The following is an 18,762-nucleotide window of genomic DNA, read 5'->3' on the forward strand; positions in this document are numbered from 1 at the left end:
CGGCCTACCCTTCTGGTCATGTCGGGCTTTCCTACGCTCACCTCCCAGGCCTCCGCGCTGGTAGAGGGTTCGGCCAGCTCCGTTTCCCTGACCCTCGCGGCGCTCAACGCGATCAAATCCAGCCAGTCGACCCTCAACGCGTTCCGGGTGGTGTGCACCAAGAGCGCCCTCGCCGATGCCGCCGAGGCCGACAAGCGATTAGCCAGGGGCGAGCGGCTGCCGTTGCTCGGGGTTCCCATTGCCATCAAGGACGACACCGACCTGGCGGGCACCCCCACCGCATTCGGTACCGCCGGGGCCGTGGGCTCGGAATCCGAGGACGCCGAACTGGTGCGACGGCTGCGGGCAGCGGGCGCGATCATCGTCGGCAAAACCAATACCTGCGAGCTCGGCCAGTGGGGCTTCACCAGCGGTCCCGGCTTCGGGCACACCCGCAACCCGTGGAGCCGCGCTCACACCCCCGGCGGATCGTCGGGGGGTAGCGCCGCCGCGGTGGCGGCCGGCCTCGTCGCCGGGGCAATCGGTTCGGACGGGGCCGGAAGCATCCGGATTCCGGCCGCATGGACGCACCTGGTCGGCATCAAGCCGCAGCGTGGACGGATCTCCACCTGGCCACTGGCGGAGGCGTTCAACGGGATTACGGTGCACGGGCCCCTGGCGCGCACCGTTGCCGATGCCGCGCTGTTATTGGACGCCGCCTCGGGGAGCGCGCCCGGAGATCTGCACAAGCCACCCCATGTGCGGGTGTTCGACGCCGTCCAGGAGGACCCGGGGCAGCTGCGTATCGCGCTGTCGCTCAAGGTTCCGTTCTCAGGGTTTCCCGCGCACATTCATCCGACGATCGAAGCCGCGACCCGCTATGTGGGCCATCAGCTGCGTTCGCTCGGGCATATGGTGTCCGAGGGCGATCCGGATTACGGCGTCGGGCTCGGCCTGAACTTCCTGCCGCGGGCGACCGCCGGGCTGCTGCCCTGGCAGGACCGGCTCGATGCCGGCGCGCATTGGGATCACCGCACCGTGACCAACATGCGTACGGGCCGACGCCTGGCGGGCTGGGCGCTGCGGCGGGCGCGTGCCGCGGAGCCGAGGCTGCAGGCACGCGTCGGCAAGATCTTCGGCAGCTTCAATGTCGTGCTGGCGCCAACGACAGCCCAACCGCCAACGGGTATCTACGATTTCGACGATATCGGCAGCATCGCAACGGATCGCGGACAAATCGGCGCCTGCCCCATGACCTGGCCGTGGAATGTGCTCGGGTGGCCATCGGTCAACGTGCCCGCCGGTTTCACCGAGGACGGGTTGCCGGTCGGCGTACAGCTGATGGGTCCGGCGAATAGCGAGCCACTGCTGATTTCCCTTGCGGCGCAGCTCGAATCGATCAACAACTGGGCATCGGAGACCCCCGACCCCTGGTGGTGACGGGCCCTTTTGCCGCGCTCCCCTCGGCCGTCCCTTTGCATCGACACGCCGTGTTTTGCGTCGGCTACTCGTGAAATGCGTCGAAAACCGTAGCTTCGATGACTAGGCGGCGCGCTGCGCGGCGGTCAGTGCCGCTCGCACGCGCTCGATCACTGCGTCGGGCCGGTGCGCCAGCTGATCACGACTGACACGCACCAGCCGCCAGCCCATCGAAGCGATCATCTCGTGCCGTTCGATATCGCGGCGATGCTGGTCAGAATCGCCCCAGTGCTGCGCCCCGTCGAATTCGGCGGCCACCCGTTGTTCCCGCCAGCCCATGTCGAGGCGAATGGTCCGCCCGTCGGGACCGCGCAGTTCGATCTGAGTTTCCGGCTCGGGCAATCCGGCACCAACGAGACACATACGTAGTCGAGTTTCCTGCACCGATTCCGCACCTGCATCCGCCAGTGCCAGCACGCGTTCCAACTGCCTCAGCCCTCGCGCCCCGCGATGCCGCTCGGTGACTCGCGTGACCGATTCAACTGTGCACAGCCGCAGCAGCACATCAACAAGCTCGACAGCTCTGTTTAGCCGGACACGGCGGCCAACATCGAACACCGTGCGGGCCGGTGTGGTCACTAGTATCCCACGAACCGTCATCACCTCCGCGAGCAGCAATCTGTCGCTATGGATCACAATCCCCGGTGGTGAATCGTGTCGCCGACGCACTAGCTCGGCCGGTCGATCCGCCGATATCCATGAGTTGCCGTGCAACGCAGCGGCTGACACTCCAGACACCACACCCTTGCGCCCGGACCACAAGAAGGCCGCCTCGGCGCGAAGCGCTGCGGTCAGTTCGACATCGCGTCGCCGATAGACGTTTTGGAACACCTTCGCGTAGTCCTTACGGAGCATCTGCGGTGTCAGCACCCCCGACGCCAGTCCCTCGCTTGCAACGATGAGCCCACCCATGGCAGGACCCTTGCATGCCCCTCTGACAAGTCGACGAGACTACGGTTTTCGACGCATTTCGCGAGTAGCCGACGCAAAACGCGGCGTGTCGGCGCAAAGGGGGGCAATCGGGGCAAGGGGGGCCGCAGGGGTGGAGCTAGAACCCGAGCTTGCCGAGCTGCTTGGGGTCGCGCTGCCAGTTCTTGGCCACCTTGACCCGCAAATCCAGGAAAACCTTGGTGCCCAGCAGCTTTTCGATCTGTTTGCGCGCATTGGTCCCGACTTCGCGCAGCCGCGATCCGCCCTTGCCGATGACGATGCCCTTTTGGCTGTCCCGCTCGACGTAGAGGATCGCGTGCACATCGATCAGCTCCGAGCCCTCGGGCCGACCCTCGCGTTCGTTCACCTCGTCGATCACCACCGCCAGCGAGTGCGGTAGCTCGTCACGCACACCTTCGAGCGCCGCCTCGCGGATCAGCTCGGCCATGAGCACCTCTTCGGGCTCATCGGTCAGCTCACCGTCGGGGTAAAACGCGGGCCCGGGCTGCAGCTTCGACGCCAAAACTTCGGTCAGCACCTCAACTTGGGCTCCAGAAACCGCGGACACCGGAACAATGTCCGCATCCGGCCCGACAAGCTCGGATACCGCCAGCAGCTGCTCGGCCACCCGCTCCTTGCTCACCTTGTCGATCTTGGTGACGATCGCGATCAGCGTGGTGCGCGGCGCGATGAGCTTGATCTGCTCGTAGATCCACTTGTCGCCCGGCCCGATGCCCTCATCGGCCGGAATGCACAGGCCGATCACGTCGACCTCGGAATACGTATCGCGCACAAGGTCGTTGAGCCGTTGCCCGAGAAGCGTGCGCGGCCGATGCAGCCCCGGAGTGTCGACGAGGACGATCTGGTAATTCTCGCGGTGCACGATTCCGCGAATCGTATGCCGGGTGGTCTGCGGCCGGTTCGAGGTGATGGCGACCTTCTGCCCCACCAGCGCATTGGTCAGCGTCGACTTACCGGTGTTCGGCCGTCCGACGAAACAGACGAAGCCAGAACGGAACTCCTCATCGGTTCCGCTCACAACTGCCCCGCAGGCACACCGGTGCGGTCGGTCACGATGACCGTCGCCGACGGCGACAGCTCTCGCACCGCCGCGATACCCGGATCCTCGTGAGAGCCACCGACCAGCACCGCGGCCTCGATGGCCGACGCTCCACTGGAGACCGCCGCTGCCACCGCCGCCTGCAGCGCCGTCAGCGACAGTGCCGAAAGCGACACCGGCGCACCCGCATAGGTGCGCCCGTCGCCGTCGCGCACCGCCGCTCCTGACTTCGCCTCGGCACGCCCCATCGCTCCACGGGCCAACACGACGAGCTTGTTATCTTCATCGTTCAGACTGGCGCCTGATTCACTCATCTCTTTCCTCCGCTTTCTCGTCATCTGCCACCGCGGCGCCTTCGGGGTCGGGTTGCACCAGGATCGTGCCGATGCGCACCCGGCCCCGGGTGTCCGGGCCACCCTCAGCCTGTAACAAAAGTCCGTGCGAGGCGGCCGTGGACCCCGGCAGCGGAACACGCCCCAGCTCCAGTGCCAGTAGTCCGCCGACGGTCTCGACGTCCAGGTCCTCGTCGAATTCAATGCCGTACAGCTCCCCCAGGTCCTCGATGGGCAACCTGGCGGAGACACGAAACATCTTGTCCTTCAAATCCTCCACCGGAGCGACCTCGTCGTGGTCGTACTCGTCGGCGATCTCCCCGACGATCTCCTCCAGCACGTCCTCGATGGTCACCAACCCGGCAATGGCCCCGTACTCGTCGACGAGCAGCGCCATGTGTTTGCGGTGCTGCTGCATCTCACGCAGCAGCGCATCCAGCGGCTTGGAGTCCGGAACGAACACCGCCGGCCTCATCACCTGTGCCACGGTGACATCGCGGCCACCGTTCACCGAGTAGTACGTCTGCTGCACAAGATCCTTGAGAAAGACCACCCCGACGACGTCGTCGACGTTCTCCCCGACCACCGGAATCCGAGAGTGGCCACTGCGCACCGCCAGCGAGGTGGCTTGGCCGGCCGTCTTGTCAGATTCGATCCACACCATCTCGGTGCGCGGCACCATCACCTCGCGGGCGGGCGTATCGCCCAGCTCGAACACCGACTGGATCATTCGACGTTCGTCATCGGCCACCACACCACGCTGCTGGGCCATGTCGACCACCTCGCGCAGCTCGATCTCGGAGGCGAACGGGCCGTTGCGGAAGCCGCGCCCGGGCGTCACCGCGTTACCGAGCAGGATGAGCAGCCGCGAAATGGGGCCCAGCAGCACCGAAATCACCTGCAGCGGCACGGCGGCACCCAGTGCTATCGAGTACGCATGTTGGCGCCCCAACGTACGCGGACCCACCCCGATCGCCACGAAGCTCGTCACCACCATGACGATCGCCGAGATCGTCAGCGCGGCACCGAGGCTCATCCGCGCGGTCAGATATCCGGCCAGGCACACCGTCGACAAGATCTCGCACGTGGTACGCAGCAGGACAACCAGATTCACATAGCGTGGACGGTCCCGGATCACCGCGGAAAGCCTTACCGCGCCCGGCCTTTCCTCACGAACCAGCTCGTCGATGCGCGCCGAGGACACGGTGTTGATGGCCGCGTCGATGGCCGCGAACGCGCCCCCCAGGCCGACGAGGACGATCGCCGCCAGCAGCAGCCCTATGCCAGACATCACTCGTCGAAGTTGCGCGACTTGTCGAGCAGGCGACTATCCCGATACAGCTGGGCCTGCTGCTCGTACCAGTCCTTCAGCAGCTGGTTCTGCAGCGCGAACATCTCGCGCTCTTCCTCGGGTTCGGCGTGGTCGTAGCCGAGCAGGTGCAACACGCCGTGCACGGTCAGCAGCGCCAGCTCGTGTGCCAGCGAATGCCCCGCCGCCTCAGCCTGTTCGGCCGCGAACTGCGGGCACAGCACGATATCGCCGAGCATCGAGGGACCGGGTTCGGGTGCGTCCGGGCGGCCCCCAGGCTCCAGCTCGTCCATGGGGAAGGACATCACGTCGGTGGGGCCCGGCAGATCCATCCACCGCATATGCAGGTCCGCCATGGCCGCGAGATCGACGAGCATCATCGAAAGTTCCGCTGCCGGATGGACATCCATTGCCGCGATGGCGAATCGTGCGACGCTGACCAATTCACCCTCGGCGACGTCGACACCCGACTCGTTGACGACCTCAATACTCATCGGTGCCGGCTCCGGTTCCCCGATGCGCGGCGCTGCGCGCGGTTGCCTGTCAGATCTGAGTCCTCAAAACGTGCATACGCATCCACGATCTCCGACACCAATCGGTGACGAACCACATCGGCACTGGTCAACTCCGAGAAGTGAATTCCGTCGATATTGTCCAGAATGTCGACCGCCGCACGCAGCCCGGAACGGGCGCCACCCGGCAGGTCGACCTGTGTCACGTCACCGGTGACCACGATCTTGGAACCGAACCCCAGCCGGGTGAGGAACATCTTCATCTGTTCGGCGGTGGTGTTCTGCGCCTCGTCGAGAATGATGAACGCGTCGTTGAGTGTCCGGCCCCGCATGTATGCCAGCGGCGCAACCTCGATGACCCCGGCAGACATCAGCTTGGGGATGAGTTCGGGGTCCATCATGTCGTGCAGCGCGTCGTACAGCGGCCGCAGGTACGGGTCGATCTTCTCGCTCAGGGTGCCGGGCAGGAAGCCCAGCCGCTCCCCCGCCTCGACCGCCGGACGGGTCAGGATGATCCGGGTGACCTGCTTGCTCTGTAACGCGTTGACCGCCTTGGCCATCGCCAGATACGTCTTGCCCGTACCGGCCGGGCCGATACCGAAAACCACCGTGTTGGCATCGATCGCGTCCACATAGCGCTTCTGGTTCAGCGTCTTCGGGCGGATGGTCTTGCCACGCCGCGACAGGATGTCCAGACTCAGCACCTCAGCGGGCGATTCATCGTCGTCGCCGGCGAGCATGGCGCCGGTATGCCGCACCGTCGAGGGCGTCAGCTGCTGGCCCCGGCGCGCGATCACGATCAGCTCGGAGACCACACGCTCAGCCAACGCCACATCGCCGGGCTCGCCGATGAAGGTAATGGTGTTTCCGCGGGCGTGGACATCGGCGGTCAACATGTCCTCAAGCTCGCGCAGGTTTTCATCAGCAGAACCCAGCAGGCCCATGATGAGATCGTTCGGAATCTCGACGCTGCTGCGTACTTCCCTGGACTGCACAGCGGCATCTTCTTCTCGGCTCGTCACGTGGTTAAGGTCGCCTGCTTTCTTGGGTTGTGAAGTTGCCTCGAGTTTACCGCTGGCAACCGTCAGCCTCCACGCGATTAGTGTCGCCGTCTCTGCACGCGAGCGCTCATCGGTGCGCCAGCGGACCGTCGGCCCACCGGTCGGTGAGCGCCCCGAGGGCACCCAGCGCAACGGCAGCGGCGCTGGAGGTGCGCAGCACCGTCGGCCCCAAACGCACCGCATGCGCGCCCGCAGCCGTCAAAACCCCCAGCTCATCGTCTGCGACACCGCCCTCGGGCCCCACGATCAGCACCACCGACGACGCCGCGGACAGCCGCTCGCCCCGCGCGCTGAGCCCGGAGTCCGCCGATTCATGCAGCACCAGCACGACGGCCCCGTCGGCGACCCGCCGACGGATCAGCTCGGCCAGCTGCGCCGTCGAGTGCAGTGTCGACACCGCCGGGACGAAGGCCCGCCGGGACTGTCGTGACGCCGCTCGGGCCACCGCCTCCCAGCGCCGCCGCCCCTTCGCCGCCTTGTCCGGGTCATTCTGCGCGTCCCAGCGCGACACACATCGCTGCGCCTGCCACGGAACGATCTCGTCGGCGCCCGCCTCCACCGCCAGGTCGACGGCGAGCTCGGAGCGATCAGATTTGGGAAGTGCCTGCACCACAGTCACTCTGGGGGCCGCAACGGCGACGCTCCAGCGTCCGGTCACCTCGATCGACAGGCCGGCGCGGTCCACGGAGGCGACGACGCCGTCACCGACCTCGCCCGCACCGTCGCACACCATGACGGGCTCACCGACACGCATGCGCAGCACCCGGGTGGCGTGATGTCCCTCGTCACCGAGCAGGCTCACCTGTTCCCCGACAGCGGGAATCTGGTCAACGTAGAAGATCGTGGCGGCCGCCATCTGGATCTACCGGCCCGTGAACGCCTCGCGCAGCCGCGAGAACACCCCGCCCGACGCAGATTCCGCCCAGACCACCTCGGCGGCTTCCTTGTTCCGGACCTTCTTGAAGTCCTTCAGCAGCTCGCGTTCCTTGGCGTCCATCCGGGTGGGCACCACCACGTCCAGATGGGCGTGCAGGTTTCCGCGGACACCGGTGCGCAGGTGCGGCATGCCCTTCCCGCGCATCGTCACCACCGAACCCGGCTGCGATCCCGGCTCGACCTTGACGACGGTCGGTCCATCGATGATGGCGTCAACCGACACACTGGTGCCCAGCGCCGCCTCCACCATCGGGACCCGAACCGTGAAGTGCAGGTCATCCCCGTCACGGATGAACACGTCATGCGGCTTCTCATGCACCTCGACGTACAGGTCGCCGGCCGGTCCACCGCCGGGACCGACCTCCCCCTGGGCCGCCAGGCGCACCCGCATACCGTCGCCGACACCGGCCGGGATCTTGACCGTGATCTCGCGACGCGCGCGCACCCGGCCGTCGCCTCCGCACTTGTGGCATGGATCGGTGATGACCTCTCCGGCCCCCTGACACGTCGGACAGGGGCGCGATGTCAGCACCTGGCCAAGCAGGGAGCGCTGCACCGTCTGCACCTCGCCACGGCCACCACAGGTCTCGCAGGCGCTCGGCGCCGAATTTCCGTGGGTGCCCTTGCCGGCGCATCCGTCGCACAGAATCGCGGTATCGACGGTCACCTGCTTGCTGACGCCGGTTGCACATTCCAGCAGTTCGAGCCGCATGCGCAGCAGGGAGTCGGATCCGGGCTGCACGCGGCCGCGCGGACCACGCGAGCCGCCGGCCGATCCGCCGAAGAAGGCCTCGAAGACGTCGCCCAGGCCGCCGAAGCCCGAACCGAAACCACCACCGAACCCGTTGCCACCGCCGCCGTTCTCCAGCGGGTCGCCACCCAGGTCGACGATGCGCCGCTTCTCCGGGTCGGTCAGCACCTCGTAGGCGATGCTGACCTCCTTGAACCGCGTCTGGGCCTGTTCGTCGGGGTTGATGTCGGGGTGCAGCTCGCGGGCGAGCTTGCGGTACGCCCGCTTGAGCTCGCTGTCGCTGGCACCCGTGCTGACCCCGAGGATGCCGTAGTAATCACGCGCCACTGTGTTGATCTCGCTCCGTTGGTATCTGTCTAATTCACATAACTGCTAGCGATTGGCTAGCACTTCGCCGATATACATGGCAACCGCCGCGACGTTCGCGATGGTTCCCGGGTAGTCCATCCGTGTGGGCCCCAGCACACCCATGCCGCCGAACACCGCTCCGCCCGCACCATACGGGGTGGAGACGACCGAGGTGCCGATCATCTGCTCAGCAGCGGTTTCGTGACCGATGTGCACGGTGACCCGGCCTGCCTCCTGCTGTGCGGCGAGCAAGCGCAACACCACCACTTGCTCCTCCAGCGCCTCCAGCACGGTGCGCAGCTGACCACCGAAGTCGCCGGCATTGCGCGTCAGGTTGGCCGTGCCACCGAGCAGCAGGCGTTCCTCGTGATGCTCGACAAGCGTCTCCACCAGGACCGTCGCCGCGCGCGTGAGGGGATAGCGCAGGTCATCGTCGGACTGCTCGGCGAGCTCGGCGACGGCCACCGAGGCCGCCGACAGCTTCTTGCCCTCCAGCGCCGCGCCCAGCAGGACGCGCAGGCGGCCGAGCTGCTCGTCGTTGATGACATCGCCCAGCTCGACGATCCGCTGATCGACCCGCCCGGAGTCGGTGATCACCACCAGCAGCAGCCGGGCCGGGGTCAGCAGCACCACCTCGAGGTGGCGCACGCTGGAGGAGGACAGCGTCGGATACTGCACGACGGCGACCTGACGCGTCATCTGCGCCAGCAGCCGCACGGCACGTCGCAGCACGTCATCGAGGTCGACGCCGCCTTCCAGGAAATTCAGGATGGCCTTGCGCTCGGCGCCCGAGAGCGGTTTGACGTCTTCAAGCCGGTTGACGAATTCGCGGTAGCCCTTTTCCGTCGGAATGCGTCCTGAGCTGGTGTGCGGCTGGGCGATGTAGCCCTCGGCCTCCAGGACCGCCATATCGTTGCGGACGGTGGCGCTGGAAACCCCGAGGCCGTGCCTGTCGACCAGGGCCTTGGAGCCGATCGGTTCCTTGGTGGTGACGTAGTCGGCGACGATGGCCCGCAGTACCTCGAAGCGCCGATCATCGGCACTGGCCATGGTCACCTCCCTCACGCGTGATTTGGCCCCTATTTTACGGGGCCACGCTGCGTCAACCCGCCACCATGGCAGTCCACGCTAACCTCAGGTGTTATGCAGGGATCATCCCGGAGTGATTTGCAGTGATCTTTAAGGGTGTTCGCGAGGGGAAGCCGTACCCAGAACATGGGCTATCGACGAGGGATTGGTCGCGCATCCCACCCCGGCAGATCCGTCTGGACGAACTCGTCACCACCACCACGGTGCTCGCCTTGGACCGCTTGCTCAGCGAGGACTCGACGTTCTACGGGGACCTGTTCCCGCACGCCGTGAAGTGGCAGGGCGTCACCTACCTGGAGGACGGACTGCACCGAGCCGTGCGAGCCGCGTTGCGCAATCGGGTTGTGTTGCACGCCAGGGTTTTCGATATGGATCAGCTGCGCGGGGTGTAGGCGGCGTCAATCCAGGATCGTGCGCACCACGCCGTCGGCCAGTAAGCGCCCCTGATCGGTGAGCACCAGCCGATCATCCACCAGCCGCCCCAGCCCCCCGTCCACCACGGCGGGTACCCGGCCGCGTTCCTCGACGGTCAAGTCCGCCAAGGCGATTCCCGTGTTCAGCCGCACCGCGAGCAGGACATCCTCGGTGTGCCGTTCGATGGGACTGAGGATCTCGTGGCCGCCGACGGGCAGCTGCCCCTGCCCCAACTGCTGGGCATAGGCGTTGGGGTGCTTGACGTTCCACCACCGCACGCCGTTGACATGTCCGTGCGCACCGGGTCCCGCACCCCACCAGTCACCGCCGGCCCAGTAGCCAAGATTGTGCCGGCACTGCCCGCCGGGGCGTGCCCAGTTGGATACCTCGTACCAGTCCAGCCCCACCGCCGACAGCGCCGCATCCAGCAGCTGGTACCGGTCGGCCAGGGCGTCCTCGTCGGGATTCGGCAGTTCGCCGCGACGGACACGCCGAGCTAGCGCGGTGCCCTCCTCGACGACCAGCGCGTACGCCGACACGTGGTCTACCCCGGCGTCGAGTACGGCATCGATGGAGCGGCGCAGGTCGTCATCGGTCTCCCCCGGGGTGCCATAGATGAGGTCCAGGTTCACATGCTCGAGACCGGCCGCACGCGCCTCCCGCGCCGCCGCAACCGCCCGCCCGGGCGCGTGCACACGATCCAGCGTGGCCAGCACATGCGGGGCCGCGGACTGCATACCCAGCGAGACCCGGGTGTATCCGGCCGCGCGAATCGTCTCGAAGAACTCCGGCGAGGTGGACTCCGGATTGGCCTCGGTGGTCACCTCGGCGCCCGGCGCCACGGTGAAATGCGCACCGATGGCGTCGAGCACCTCTGCGAGCCCGGAACCGCCCAGCAGGGAGGGCGTCCCGCCGCCGACGAATACGGTCTCCACCGGCGGTTTTCCGTCTAGAGTCCGCGCGGCCAGCTCCAGCTCGGCACGCAGCGCCTCCAGCCAGCCCGCGGGTGAGGTGCCGTCACCGAGCTCGTCGGCGGTATAGGTGTTGAAGTCGCAGTATCCGCAGCGTGTGGCACAGAACGGAACGTGTACGTAGATCCCGAACGGGCGTCCCACCGCCGGCACCAGAGGCGGCAGGGTGGCAGTGGTTTCGGGTCTCACCGGTCAAGTGTGTGCTAGGGGCGGCAGCAGAAAAAATCTGTCCGGTCAATAGCGGGAATCCCCCACGCCGAATAGAGGTTTTGCTCACAATGAGCGGAATTACGACCCGGTCGTACGGGGTGCCAGTTTCGCATGGCACAATTGGCCGGGTGAGCACACATCAGGTCCCACTTGTCGCGCGGCGACACATCGACCTGAAGCGTGTCTGTAGCGCGTGTTGTCTCCCTTACTGACGTAGTCCTACCCGTCTGCCACCCATACGGTCGTGAGGATCTGCGCCTCCGGTCAGCCCCCGGTGTGTCGCCCACGACTGTGCCTGCCTTTCTGAGGAGCACCATGACAACCAGCGAGACCCGGCCCGCTCGCCCGAAGCAACAGCGCAGCGAGGGCCAATGGGCACTCGGCTATCACGAACCCCTCAACGCCAACGAGCAGGCGAAGAAGGACGACCACCCGCTGAACGTGCGGGAGCGCATCGAAACGATTTACGCCCACAAGGGCTTCGAGAGCATCGACAAGACCGACCTACGTGGCCGCTTCCGCTGGTGGGGTCTGTACACCCAGCGCAAGCCTGGTTACGACGGCAGCTGGACCGGTGACGAGAACACCGACATGCTCGAAGACGAGCACTTCATGCTGCGCGTGCGTTCGGACGGCGGCGCGCTGTCGGTCGGTGCCCTGCGCACCCTGGGTGATCTGTCCACCACGTACGCGCGGGATACGGCCGATCTCTCCGATCGCGAAAATGTGCAGTATCACTGGATCCGGGTCGAGGACATGCCGGAGATCTGGCGCCGTCTCGACGAGGTCGGGCTGCACACGACACAGGCCTGCGGCGACTGCCCCCGCGTGATCCTGGGCTCGCCGCTCGCCGGTGAGTCCCTGGATGAAGTACTCGATCCGACACCGGCCATCGACGAGATCGTGCGCCGCTACATCGGAAAGAAGGAGTACGCGAACCTTCCCCGCAAGTTCAAGACGGCCATCTCCGGCCTGCAGGACGTGGTGCACGAGATCAACGACGTCGCCTTCATCGGCGTGGTGCATCCGGAGCACGGTCCGGGTCTGGACGTGTGGGTGGGCGGCGGTCTGTCCACCAACCCGATGCTGGCGCAGCGTCTCGGGGTATGGGTGCCACTCGACGAAGTGCCCGACGTCTGGGAGGGCGTCGTCAGCATCTTCCGCGATTACGGCTACCGCCGTCTGCGTGCCAAGGCACGGTTGAAGTTCCTGGTCAAGGATTGGGGTGTCGAGAAGTTCCGCGAGGTTCTCGAGACCGAATACCTGAAGCGGCCTCTTATCGACGGGCCTGCTCCGGTGCAGCCGCCACGGCCCATCGACCACGTCGGGGTGCAACGACTCAAGAACGGGCTCAACGCTGTTGGCGTCTCGCCCATTGCCGGCCGGGTGTCCGGCACCATCTTGTCGGCGGTCGCCGATCTTGCCGAGAAGGCTGGCTCGGACCGTGTCAGGTTCACGCCGTATCAAAAGCTGATCATCCTCGACGTTCCCGACGACAAACTCGGTGAGCTGACGGAGGGGCTGGATGCGCTCGGGCTGCCCTCGCGTCCGTCGCACTGGCGCAAGAATCTGATGGCCTGCACCGGCATCGAGTTCTGCAAGCTCTCGTTCACCGAAACCCGCAAGCGTGCACAGGATCTGGTGCCAGAGCTGGACAAGCGGTTGGACGATCTCAACGCACAGCTGGACACTCCGGTCACCATCAACATCAATGGATGCCCCAACTCGTGTGCGCGTTCGCAGGTCGCAGACATCGGATTCAAGGGTCAGATGGTCGACGACGGCGAGGGCAACAGCGTCGAGGGCTTCCAGGTGCACCTGGGCGGAAGCCTGGGCCTGGACAGTGGGTTCGGCCGCAAGCTGCGTCAGCACAAGGTGACCAGCACCGAGCTCGGCGACTACATCGACCGGGTGGTGCGGAACTTCGTCAAGCAGCGCACCGACGGAGAGCGCTTCGCGCAGTGGGCCGTTCGGGCTGAGGAGGCGGATCTGCGATGAGCGTTCTGGAGGGCCACAGGAACGCCGACCAGCTGCGTGAATTGGCTGAGCGCGGCGCCGCCGAACTGCATGATGCCTCCGCCGAGGAGCTGCTGCGGTGGACCGAAGAGAACTTCGGCAATGACCCCAAGGGGTACGTCGTCGCCTCCAACATGCAGGACGCTGTGCTCATAGACCTCGCCGTACAGGTGCGTCCGGGTGTTGACGTGTTGTTCCTGGACACCGGTTATCACTTCGCCGAGACGATCGGCACCCGCGATGCCGTGGAATCGGTGTACGACATCCACATCGTCAACGTGGCCCCCGAGCAGACGGTGGCCCAGCAGAACGAGCTGGTGGGCAAGGATCTGTTCGCGAGCAATCCCGGCGAATGCTGCCGGCTTCGTAAGGTTGTGCCGCTGCGCAAGTCGCTGTCCGGGTACTCCGCTTGGGTGACCGGGTTGCGGCGTGTCGACGCACCGACCCGGGCCAACGCACCGCTGATCAGTTTCGACGAGGCGTTCGGGCTGGTGAAGATCAACGCGATTGCCGCGTGGACCGACGAGGACATGCAGAAGTACATCGATGATCACGGGACCCTGGTGAATCCGCTTGTCGACGAGGGATATCCGTCGATCGGCTGCGCCCCGTGCACGGCCAAGCCGGCACTCGGCGCCGACGCACGCAGCGGACGCTGGCAGGGCATGGCCAAAACAGAATGCGGGTTGCACGCCTCATGACGACACACATTGGACCGGAAATCAGAACGGACGCCGTGTTGAATCAGACCGATACACTCACCGACCTGGAATCCGAGTCGATTCACATCATCCGCGAGGTGGCCGGCGAGTTTGAGCGACCGGTGCTGCTGTTCTCCGGCGGCAAGGATTCGACGGTGCTCTTGCACACCGCGCTCAAGGCCTTTTGGCCCGCACCGCTTCCCTTCGCGCTGCTGCATGTCGACACCGGGCACAACCTCCCCGAGGTGCTGGCCTTCCGCGACGAGATTGTCGAACGCCACAACTTGCGCCTGGTCGTCGCGAATGTCGAGGACTACCTGGCCGACGGCCGCCTGACCGAGCGGCCCGACGGCATCCGCAACCCGTTGCAGACCATCCCGCTGCTCGAAGCCATCACCGACAACAAGTTCGACGCGGTGCTGGGTGGTGGACGTCGCGATGAGGAGCGCTCGCGCGCCAAGGAGCGCATCTTCAGTCTGCGCAACGCCTTCGGCCAGTGGGATCCCAAGAAGCAGCGTCCCGAGCTCTGGAGTCTCTACAACGGCAGGCATGCCCCGGGTGAGCACGTGCGGGTGTTCCCTATCAGCAACTGGACCGAGTTGGACGTGTGGCGTTACATCGCTCGCGAAGATGTGCAGCTGGCCAACCTCTACTACGCGCATGAGCGCCAGGTGTTCAACCGTGACGGCATGCTGCTGACGCCGGGCCCGTGGGGCGGACCGCGTGACGGTGAAGAACTGCAAACACTTTCGGTGCGATACCGCACCGTGGGCGACGGCTCCACCACGGGCGCCGTGCTCTCCGATGCCGCCGACGTCCACGCGGTACTTGCCGAGGTGGCCGCATCGCGGATCACCGAGCGGGGCGCGACCCGCGGCGACGACCGAGTATCCGAGGCGGCGATGGAAGACCGCAAGCGAGAGGGCTATTTCTGATGAGGGCTTGCACGAAGAAACAGGGGCAGAGCTGATCATGAGCGATCTTCTGCGTATTGCCACCGCCGGCAGCGTCGACGACGGCAAGTCGACCCTGGTGGGCCGGCTGCTGTACGACACCAAGTCGGTGCTCATCGACCAATTCGACGCCGTGGCAAAGGCTTCCGAATCACGCGGGCTCGATACTCCCGATCTGTCACTGCTGGTCGACGGACTGCGCGCCGAGCGCGAGCAGGGCATCACCATCGACGTGGCGTACCGGTACTTCGCCACCCCGAAGCGTTCGTTCATTCTCGCCGACACCCCCGGGCATGTGCAGTACACCCGCAACACCGTCTCCGGGGCCTCCACCGCGCAGCTGGTGATCCTTCTCGTCGACGCGCGCAAGGGTGTCATCGAGCAGACCCGTCGACACGCGGCGGTGCTGGCACTGTTGGGCGTGCCACGGCTGGTGCTGGCGGTCAACAAGATCGACCTGGTGGCCGATAGCGCCCGCATCTTCGAGGCGATCAGCGCCGAGTTCAACGAGCTGACCAGCTCGCTGGGCTGGAAGCCGGAGAACGTCGTGGAGATCCCCGTGTCCGCACTGCACGGCGACAACATCGCCACCCGCAGCGAGCGGACCGGCTTCTACAGCGGGCCGACCCTCATCGAGCATCTGGAATCGATTCCGGCGCACCAGGAGTCGAGCACCGTTGGCCTGCGTTTCCCGGTCCAGTATGTGATCCGGCCGCGTACCGCCGAATACCCCGACTATCGCGGCTACGCCGGGCAGGTTGCCGCCGGCGTCGTGCGGGTGGGCGACGAGGTGCTCATCTCCCCCGCCGGGCAACGCACCACGGTGGCGGGCATCGACACCGCCGACGGGCCGCTTGAGGTCGCCGAGGCGGGCCGCAGCGTGACGCTGATCCTGGCCGACGACGTGGATGCCTCGCGTGGCGATCTGATCGCATCAACCGATGTGCCAGAACCGGTTTCGGAGATTGACGGCACGGTGTGCTGGCTGGCCGACAAGCCGTTGAAGGCCGGTGCGCGCCTGCTGCTCAAGCACGGCACCCGCACCGTTCCGGCGATCGTCGGCGAGCTGGTGGAGCGCTTCGACGAGCAGAATCTGTCGGCCGATCCCGCACCGGAATCGCTGGAACTCAATGACATCGGTCAGATAAGCATCCGTCTGGCCGAGGCGATCAGCGTCGATGAATACGTCGACGACCGGATGGCGGGGAGCTTCCTGCTGATCGATCCCTCGAGCGGTAACACGTTGGCGGCCGGACTGGTCGGCGATGCCTTGCGCGCCGTCGAACTGAATCGTGCGTAGTCCCACGCTTCTCGCTGTCGCGCACGGGAGCCGCGACCCACGGTTCGCGGAGAACGCGCGCCGATTGGTCGCGCAGGTACGGGTGCTCCGGCCGGAGCTGGATGTCCGGCTGGCGTTCCTTGAGTTGTCCGAGCCGAATCTCGCTGACGTGCTGGATGATCTGAGCGGTGAGGCGGTTGTGGTGCCGCTGCTGTTGTCGGATGCCTACCACGCACGGATCGATCTGCCGACCGTGCTGTGCTCGGCACCGTCGGGACTGCGGGTGATGCAAGCGCCTGTGCTCGGCGCCGATGACCGCCTGCTGCGGCTGGCGCGGCGTCGCGTGACTGAACTCGGCGTCGACAATCCCGCGGTGATTCTCACCGCGGTCGGATCCTCGGACTCCACGGCCAACGCCCGCACCCGGGCGCTGGCCGCACAGTGGGCCCTCTCGACGACGGTTTTCGCCACCGGAGAGTCGACCACCATCGCCGACGCGGCAGACGCGCTGCGATCTCGGGGTGCCACAGAAATCGTTGTCGCACCGTGGTTCCTGTCCCCCGGACTGCTGCTGGACCAGATCCGCGCCGAAGCCGCACAGGCGGGTTTCCAGGTGGCGGCACCTTTGGGCGCGGACCGGCTGGTCGCCGAGGTAGTGGTGCACCGGTACGCGTCGGCAGTCGCCGCACCGGTCCCGGTAGCGCACTGACCAAACCCACCGCACGTTCGCGCAGTACCCCGACGAACGCATTGTTATATGCGCATGTCTGCCGTAGGGTCGAATGCGTGACCAGCACCGAGCACAAGACCCACGACCACCCCGACCACGTCCACGGCCCCGACTGCGGCCACGAGGCAGTCACCCACGAGGACCACGTGGATTACATCCACGATGGACACCGCCACGCCCCGCACGGCGATCACTACGACGAGCACTAGAACGCACTAACACATGGCCCCCGGAGAACCGGGGGCCATTTTTTGTCAGGTGCGTTTCAGAGGCATTCTTCGTCGTGCCCGGCTACGAGCGACAAAAGCGCCTTCTCCCGAAGAAGCATGCGGTGCTCGGTTCCGCGCGGAAGCCGCTCCCCGAGGCCGTAACAGCCCCGGCCAACATGACTGAGCCGACCTCGGCGGACCTCCCAACGCAACGCATCGGACACGGCCTTTGACGTGCGCCCATCGGTGCCGAAGCCTTTGTGGTCCAACATGTTCACAAGTTCCGACACAGTCGTCGTACCGAACCGATGCACGTACAACGTCAGCAGATATCGCAGCTCAATCCCGCGTACCCGAACTTTCGCCGTCATGACCGCACGGTGGCACACGCCACCGACACAACGACGCGTGTCGCTCATAGCCGGGCACTTGCAGGTGCGCTCCGAAAGGCGCGGAAAACACCTTAGGACGCGACCTCCGCGAGGTCACCCAGGTCAGGAACCCGTGTGACACGCACGTACACCTGGTCACCCTCGTGCAGCCCGAGTGCCTCGGCATCACCACGGGTGATCTGCGCGGTGAACTGCTCCCCGGTGGCGGCACTGGTCAACTCCACCCGTACCTCGAAACCGAGGTGCACGACCCGCCCCACCGTCGCCTTGGTCACCCCGGTGGTCTCGCCGGTGCCCTCCGCGGCAGCACGGGACAGATCGGCGTTGCGCCCCACACGAATATCGTGCGGGCGCACTAGGATTCCATTCAGCTTGGCCACCGGACCCAAGAACGACATCACAAAGCTGTTCGCCGGGCGGTCGTAGAGGTCGTCGGGAGAACCCACCTGCTCGATGCGCCCCTTGTTGAGCACCGCGATCCTGTCGGCGACGTCGAGAGCCTCTGCCTGGTCGTGGGTCACCAGCACCGTGGTGACGTGCACCTCTTCGTGCAGTCGGCGCAGCCAGGCCCGCAGGTCCTCGCGCACCTTCGCATCGAGCGCGCCGAAGGGCTCATCCAGGAGCAGCACTTCCGGGTCGACGGCGAGCGCCCGCGCCAGCGCCATGCGCTGACGTTGGCCGCCGGAAAGCTGGTTGGGATAGCGTGCGTGAAAACCGCTCAGCCCCACCACTTCGAGCAGATTGTCGACTTTCTCCTTGATCTCGGCCTTCGGCTTCTTGCGAATCTTGAGTCCGAATCCGACATTTTCGCGCACGGTCAGGTGCTTGAAGGCGGCGTAATGCTGGAACACGAATCCGATACCGCGCCGCTGCGGCGGTACACCGGTGACGTCACGCCCGTTGATGGTGATCGTGCCGGTATCGGGCTGGTCCAGCCCGGCGATGGCCCGCAACAACGTCGACTTGCCCGACCCACTGGGGCCCAGTAGCGCGGTCAACGAGCCTGAGGGCACCTCGAAATCAATGTTGTCCAGCGCGGCGAAGTCGCCGTAATGCTTGTTCGCGCCGCGAACGGTAATCGCGTCAGTCATTCTGTGGCTC

Annotated in this window: 21 protein-coding genes; 9 read left to right on the forward strand and 12 right to left on the reverse strand. The window is 65.9% G+C overall.

Features of this window, described 5'->3' with window-relative positions; translation table 11 throughout:
* Positions 1-18 precede the first annotated feature (18 nt).
* Entirely contained in the window at positions 19-1,419 is a 1,401-nt protein-coding gene (locus B4400_RS07265; protein WP_078309101.1) for an amidase, read from the forward strand.
* A gap of 102 nt (positions 1,420-1,521) precedes the next feature.
* Here B4400_RS07265 and B4400_RS07270 read toward each other — a convergent pair whose 3' ends face one another.
* The 9 genes from B4400_RS07270 to hrcA form a co-directional block, all read right to left on the reverse strand.
* A complete protein-coding gene (locus B4400_RS07270; RefSeq protein WP_078309102.1) occupies positions 1,522-2,370 on the reverse strand; it encodes a PDDEXK-like endonuclease domain-containing protein in 849 nt (282 codons plus the stop codon).
* A gap of 136 nt (positions 2,371-2,506) precedes the next feature.
* On the reverse strand, positions 2,507-3,427 hold the full coding sequence (gene era / locus B4400_RS07275; protein ID WP_078309103.1) for a GTPase Era: 921 nt from the start codon (positions 3,425-3,427) through the stop codon (positions 2,507-2,509).
* Entirely contained in the window at positions 3,424-3,762 is a 339-nt protein-coding gene (locus B4400_RS07280) for a cytidine deaminase-like protein (RefSeq protein ID WP_078309104.1), read from the reverse strand. The genes era and B4400_RS07280 overlap by 4 nt, the downstream gene beginning before the upstream one ends.
* On the reverse strand, positions 3,755-5,071 hold the full coding sequence (locus B4400_RS07285; protein ID WP_078309105.1) for a hemolysin family protein: 1,317 nt from the start codon (positions 5,069-5,071) through the stop codon (positions 3,755-3,757). Before B4400_RS07285 ends, B4400_RS07280 begins: the two co-directional genes overlap by 8 nt.
* Positions 5,071-5,583, reverse strand: a complete 513-nt coding sequence (gene ybeY, locus B4400_RS07290) for an rRNA maturation RNase YbeY (protein ID WP_078291054.1) — start codon at positions 5,581-5,583, stop codon at positions 5,071-5,073. Before ybeY ends, B4400_RS07285 begins: the two co-directional genes overlap by 1 nt.
* Positions 5,580-6,623: a PhoH family protein gene (locus tag B4400_RS07295; RefSeq protein WP_078309106.1), complete on the reverse strand. Its 1,044-nt coding sequence runs from the start codon at positions 6,621-6,623 to the stop codon at positions 5,580-5,582. The genes ybeY and B4400_RS07295 overlap by 4 nt, the downstream gene beginning before the upstream one ends.
* A 106-nt stretch (positions 6,624-6,729) precedes the next feature.
* Complete coding sequence (locus tag B4400_RS07300; protein WP_078309107.1) at positions 6,730-7,518, reverse strand: 16S rRNA (uracil(1498)-N(3))-methyltransferase; 789 nt, start codon at positions 7,516-7,518, stop codon at positions 6,730-6,732.
* A 6-nt stretch (positions 7,519-7,524) separates the two neighbouring features.
* Positions 7,525-8,676, reverse strand: coding sequence for a molecular chaperone DnaJ (dnaJ, locus tag B4400_RS07305; RefSeq protein ID WP_078309108.1), 1,152 nt, complete (start codon positions 8,674-8,676; stop codon positions 7,525-7,527).
* 45 nt (positions 8,677-8,721) lie between these two features.
* The gene (gene hrcA, locus B4400_RS07310; protein ID WP_078309109.1) at positions 8,722-9,747 is read right to left on the reverse strand and encodes a heat-inducible transcriptional repressor HrcA; all 1,026 of its coding nucleotides are present in this window, start codon (positions 9,745-9,747) and stop codon (positions 8,722-8,724) included.
* Positions 9,748-9,869: 122 nt separating this feature from the next.
* On the opposite strand from hrcA, the gene B4400_RS07315 reads away from it, so the two are divergent.
* Positions 9,870-10,178, forward strand: a complete 309-nt coding sequence (locus tag B4400_RS07315; protein WP_078291065.1) for a type II toxin-antitoxin system VapB family antitoxin — start codon at positions 9,870-9,872, stop codon at positions 10,176-10,178.
* A 6-nt stretch (positions 10,179-10,184) separates the two neighbouring features.
* On the opposite strand, the gene hemW is transcribed toward B4400_RS07315, so the two are convergent.
* Positions 10,185-11,360, reverse strand: coding sequence for a radical SAM family heme chaperone HemW (gene hemW, locus B4400_RS07320; protein WP_078309110.1), 1,176 nt, complete (start codon positions 11,358-11,360; stop codon positions 10,185-10,187).
* An 89-nt stretch (positions 11,361-11,449) separates the two neighbouring features.
* Here hemW and B4400_RS25025 point away from each other — a divergent pair, with 89 nt between their 5' ends.
* From B4400_RS25025 to B4400_RS07350, 7 genes are all read left to right on the forward strand, one after another.
* A complete protein-coding gene (locus B4400_RS25025; protein WP_353615241.1) occupies positions 11,450-11,593 on the forward strand; it encodes an Ms4527A family Cys-rich leader peptide in 144 nt (47 codons plus the stop codon).
* A 103-nt stretch (positions 11,594-11,696) separates the two neighbouring features.
* Positions 11,697-13,379: a nitrite/sulfite reductase gene (locus B4400_RS07325; protein ID WP_078309111.1), complete on the forward strand. Its 1,683-nt coding sequence runs from the start codon at positions 11,697-11,699 to the stop codon at positions 13,377-13,379.
* The gene (locus B4400_RS07330; RefSeq protein ID WP_078309112.1) at positions 13,376-14,098 is read left to right on the forward strand and encodes a phosphoadenylyl-sulfate reductase; all 723 of its coding nucleotides are present in this window, start codon (positions 13,376-13,378) and stop codon (positions 14,096-14,098) included. The genes B4400_RS07325 and B4400_RS07330 overlap by 4 nt, the downstream gene beginning before the upstream one ends.
* Positions 14,095-15,033, forward strand: a complete 939-nt coding sequence (cysD, locus tag B4400_RS07335) for a sulfate adenylyltransferase subunit CysD (RefSeq protein ID WP_078309113.1) — start codon at positions 14,095-14,097, stop codon at positions 15,031-15,033. Before B4400_RS07330 ends, cysD begins: the two co-directional genes overlap by 4 nt.
* A gap of 37 nt (positions 15,034-15,070) precedes the next feature.
* Complete coding sequence (locus B4400_RS07340; RefSeq protein WP_078309114.1) at positions 15,071-16,351, forward strand: sulfate adenylyltransferase subunit 1; 1,281 nt, start codon at positions 15,071-15,073, stop codon at positions 16,349-16,351.
* Positions 16,344-17,039 carry a sirohydrochlorin chelatase gene (locus tag B4400_RS07345; RefSeq protein WP_078309115.1) on the forward strand — a complete coding sequence of 232 codons (696 nt, stop codon included), beginning with the start codon at positions 16,344-16,346 and terminating at the stop codon, positions 17,037-17,039. The genes B4400_RS07340 and B4400_RS07345 overlap by 8 nt, the downstream gene beginning before the upstream one ends.
* 77 nt (positions 17,040-17,116) lie before the next feature.
* Positions 17,117-17,269, forward strand: coding sequence for a zinc transporter permease (locus tag B4400_RS07350; protein ID WP_078291081.1), 153 nt, complete (start codon positions 17,117-17,119; stop codon positions 17,267-17,269).
* A gap of 56 nt (positions 17,270-17,325) precedes the next feature.
* Here the strand turns inward: B4400_RS07350 and B4400_RS07355 are convergent, their stop codons facing one another.
* Both B4400_RS07355 and B4400_RS07360 read right to left on the reverse strand, forming a co-directional pair.
* Positions 17,326-17,640: a hypothetical protein gene (locus tag B4400_RS07355; protein WP_078309116.1), complete on the reverse strand. Its 315-nt coding sequence runs from the start codon at positions 17,638-17,640 to the stop codon at positions 17,326-17,328.
* Positions 17,641-17,732: 92 nt separating this feature from the next.
* Positions 17,733-18,752, reverse strand: coding sequence for a sulfate/molybdate ABC transporter ATP-binding protein (locus tag B4400_RS07360; protein ID WP_064408394.1), 1,020 nt, complete (start codon positions 18,750-18,752; stop codon positions 17,733-17,735).
* Positions 18,753-18,762 lie beyond the last annotated feature (10 nt).

The sequence above is a fragment of the Mycobacterium sp. D16Q13 genome, from assembly GCF_002013375.1.
Taxonomy (GTDB): domain Bacteria; phylum Actinomycetota; class Actinomycetes; order Mycobacteriales; family Mycobacteriaceae; genus Mycobacterium.

Bases quoted from the DNA above. Each gene is read 5' to 3' on its own strand.
- B4400_RS07265 (WP_078309101.1), top strand. From the start codon at position 19: ATGTCGGGCTTTCCTACGCTCACCTCCCAGGCCTCCGCGCTGGTAGAG.
- B4400_RS07270 (WP_078309102.1), bottom strand. From the start codon at position 2,370: ATGGGTGGGCTCATCGTTGCAAGCGAGGGACTGGCGTCGGGGGTGCTG.
- B4400_RS07280 (WP_078309104.1), bottom strand. From the start codon at position 3,762: ATGAGTGAATCAGGCGCCAGTCTGAACGATGAAGATAACAAGCTCGTC.
- B4400_RS07285 (WP_078309105.1), bottom strand. From the start codon at position 5,071: ATGTCTGGCATAGGGCTGCTGCTGGCGGCGATCGTCCTCGTCGGCCTG.
- ybeY (WP_078291054.1), bottom strand. From the start codon at position 5,583: ATGAGTATTGAGGTCGTCAACGAGTCGGGTGTCGACGTCGCCGAGGGT.
- B4400_RS07300 (WP_078309107.1), bottom strand. From the start codon at position 7,518: ATGGCGGCCGCCACGATCTTCTACGTTGACCAGATTCCCGCTGTCGGG.
- hrcA (WP_078309109.1), bottom strand. From the start codon at position 9,747: ATGGCCAGTGCCGATGATCGGCGCTTCGAGGTACTGCGGGCCATCGTC.
- B4400_RS25025 (WP_353615241.1), top strand. From the start codon at position 11,450: ATGAGCGGAATTACGACCCGGTCGTACGGGGTGCCAGTTTCGCATGGC.
- B4400_RS07325 (WP_078309111.1), top strand. From the start codon at position 11,697: ATGACAACCAGCGAGACCCGGCCCGCTCGCCCGAAGCAACAGCGCAGC.
- B4400_RS07330 (WP_078309112.1), top strand. From the start codon at position 13,376: ATGAGCGTTCTGGAGGGCCACAGGAACGCCGACCAGCTGCGTGAATTG.
- cysD (WP_078309113.1), top strand. From the start codon at position 14,095: ATGACGACACACATTGGACCGGAAATCAGAACGGACGCCGTGTTGAAT.
- B4400_RS07340 (WP_078309114.1), top strand. From the start codon at position 15,071: ATGAGCGATCTTCTGCGTATTGCCACCGCCGGCAGCGTCGACGACGGC.
- B4400_RS07355 (WP_078309116.1), bottom strand. From the start codon at position 17,640: ATGACGGCGAAAGTTCGGGTACGCGGGATTGAGCTGCGATATCTGCTG.
- B4400_RS07360 (WP_064408394.1), bottom strand. From the start codon at position 18,752: ATGACTGACGCGATTACCGTTCGCGGCGCGAACAAGCATTACGGCGAC.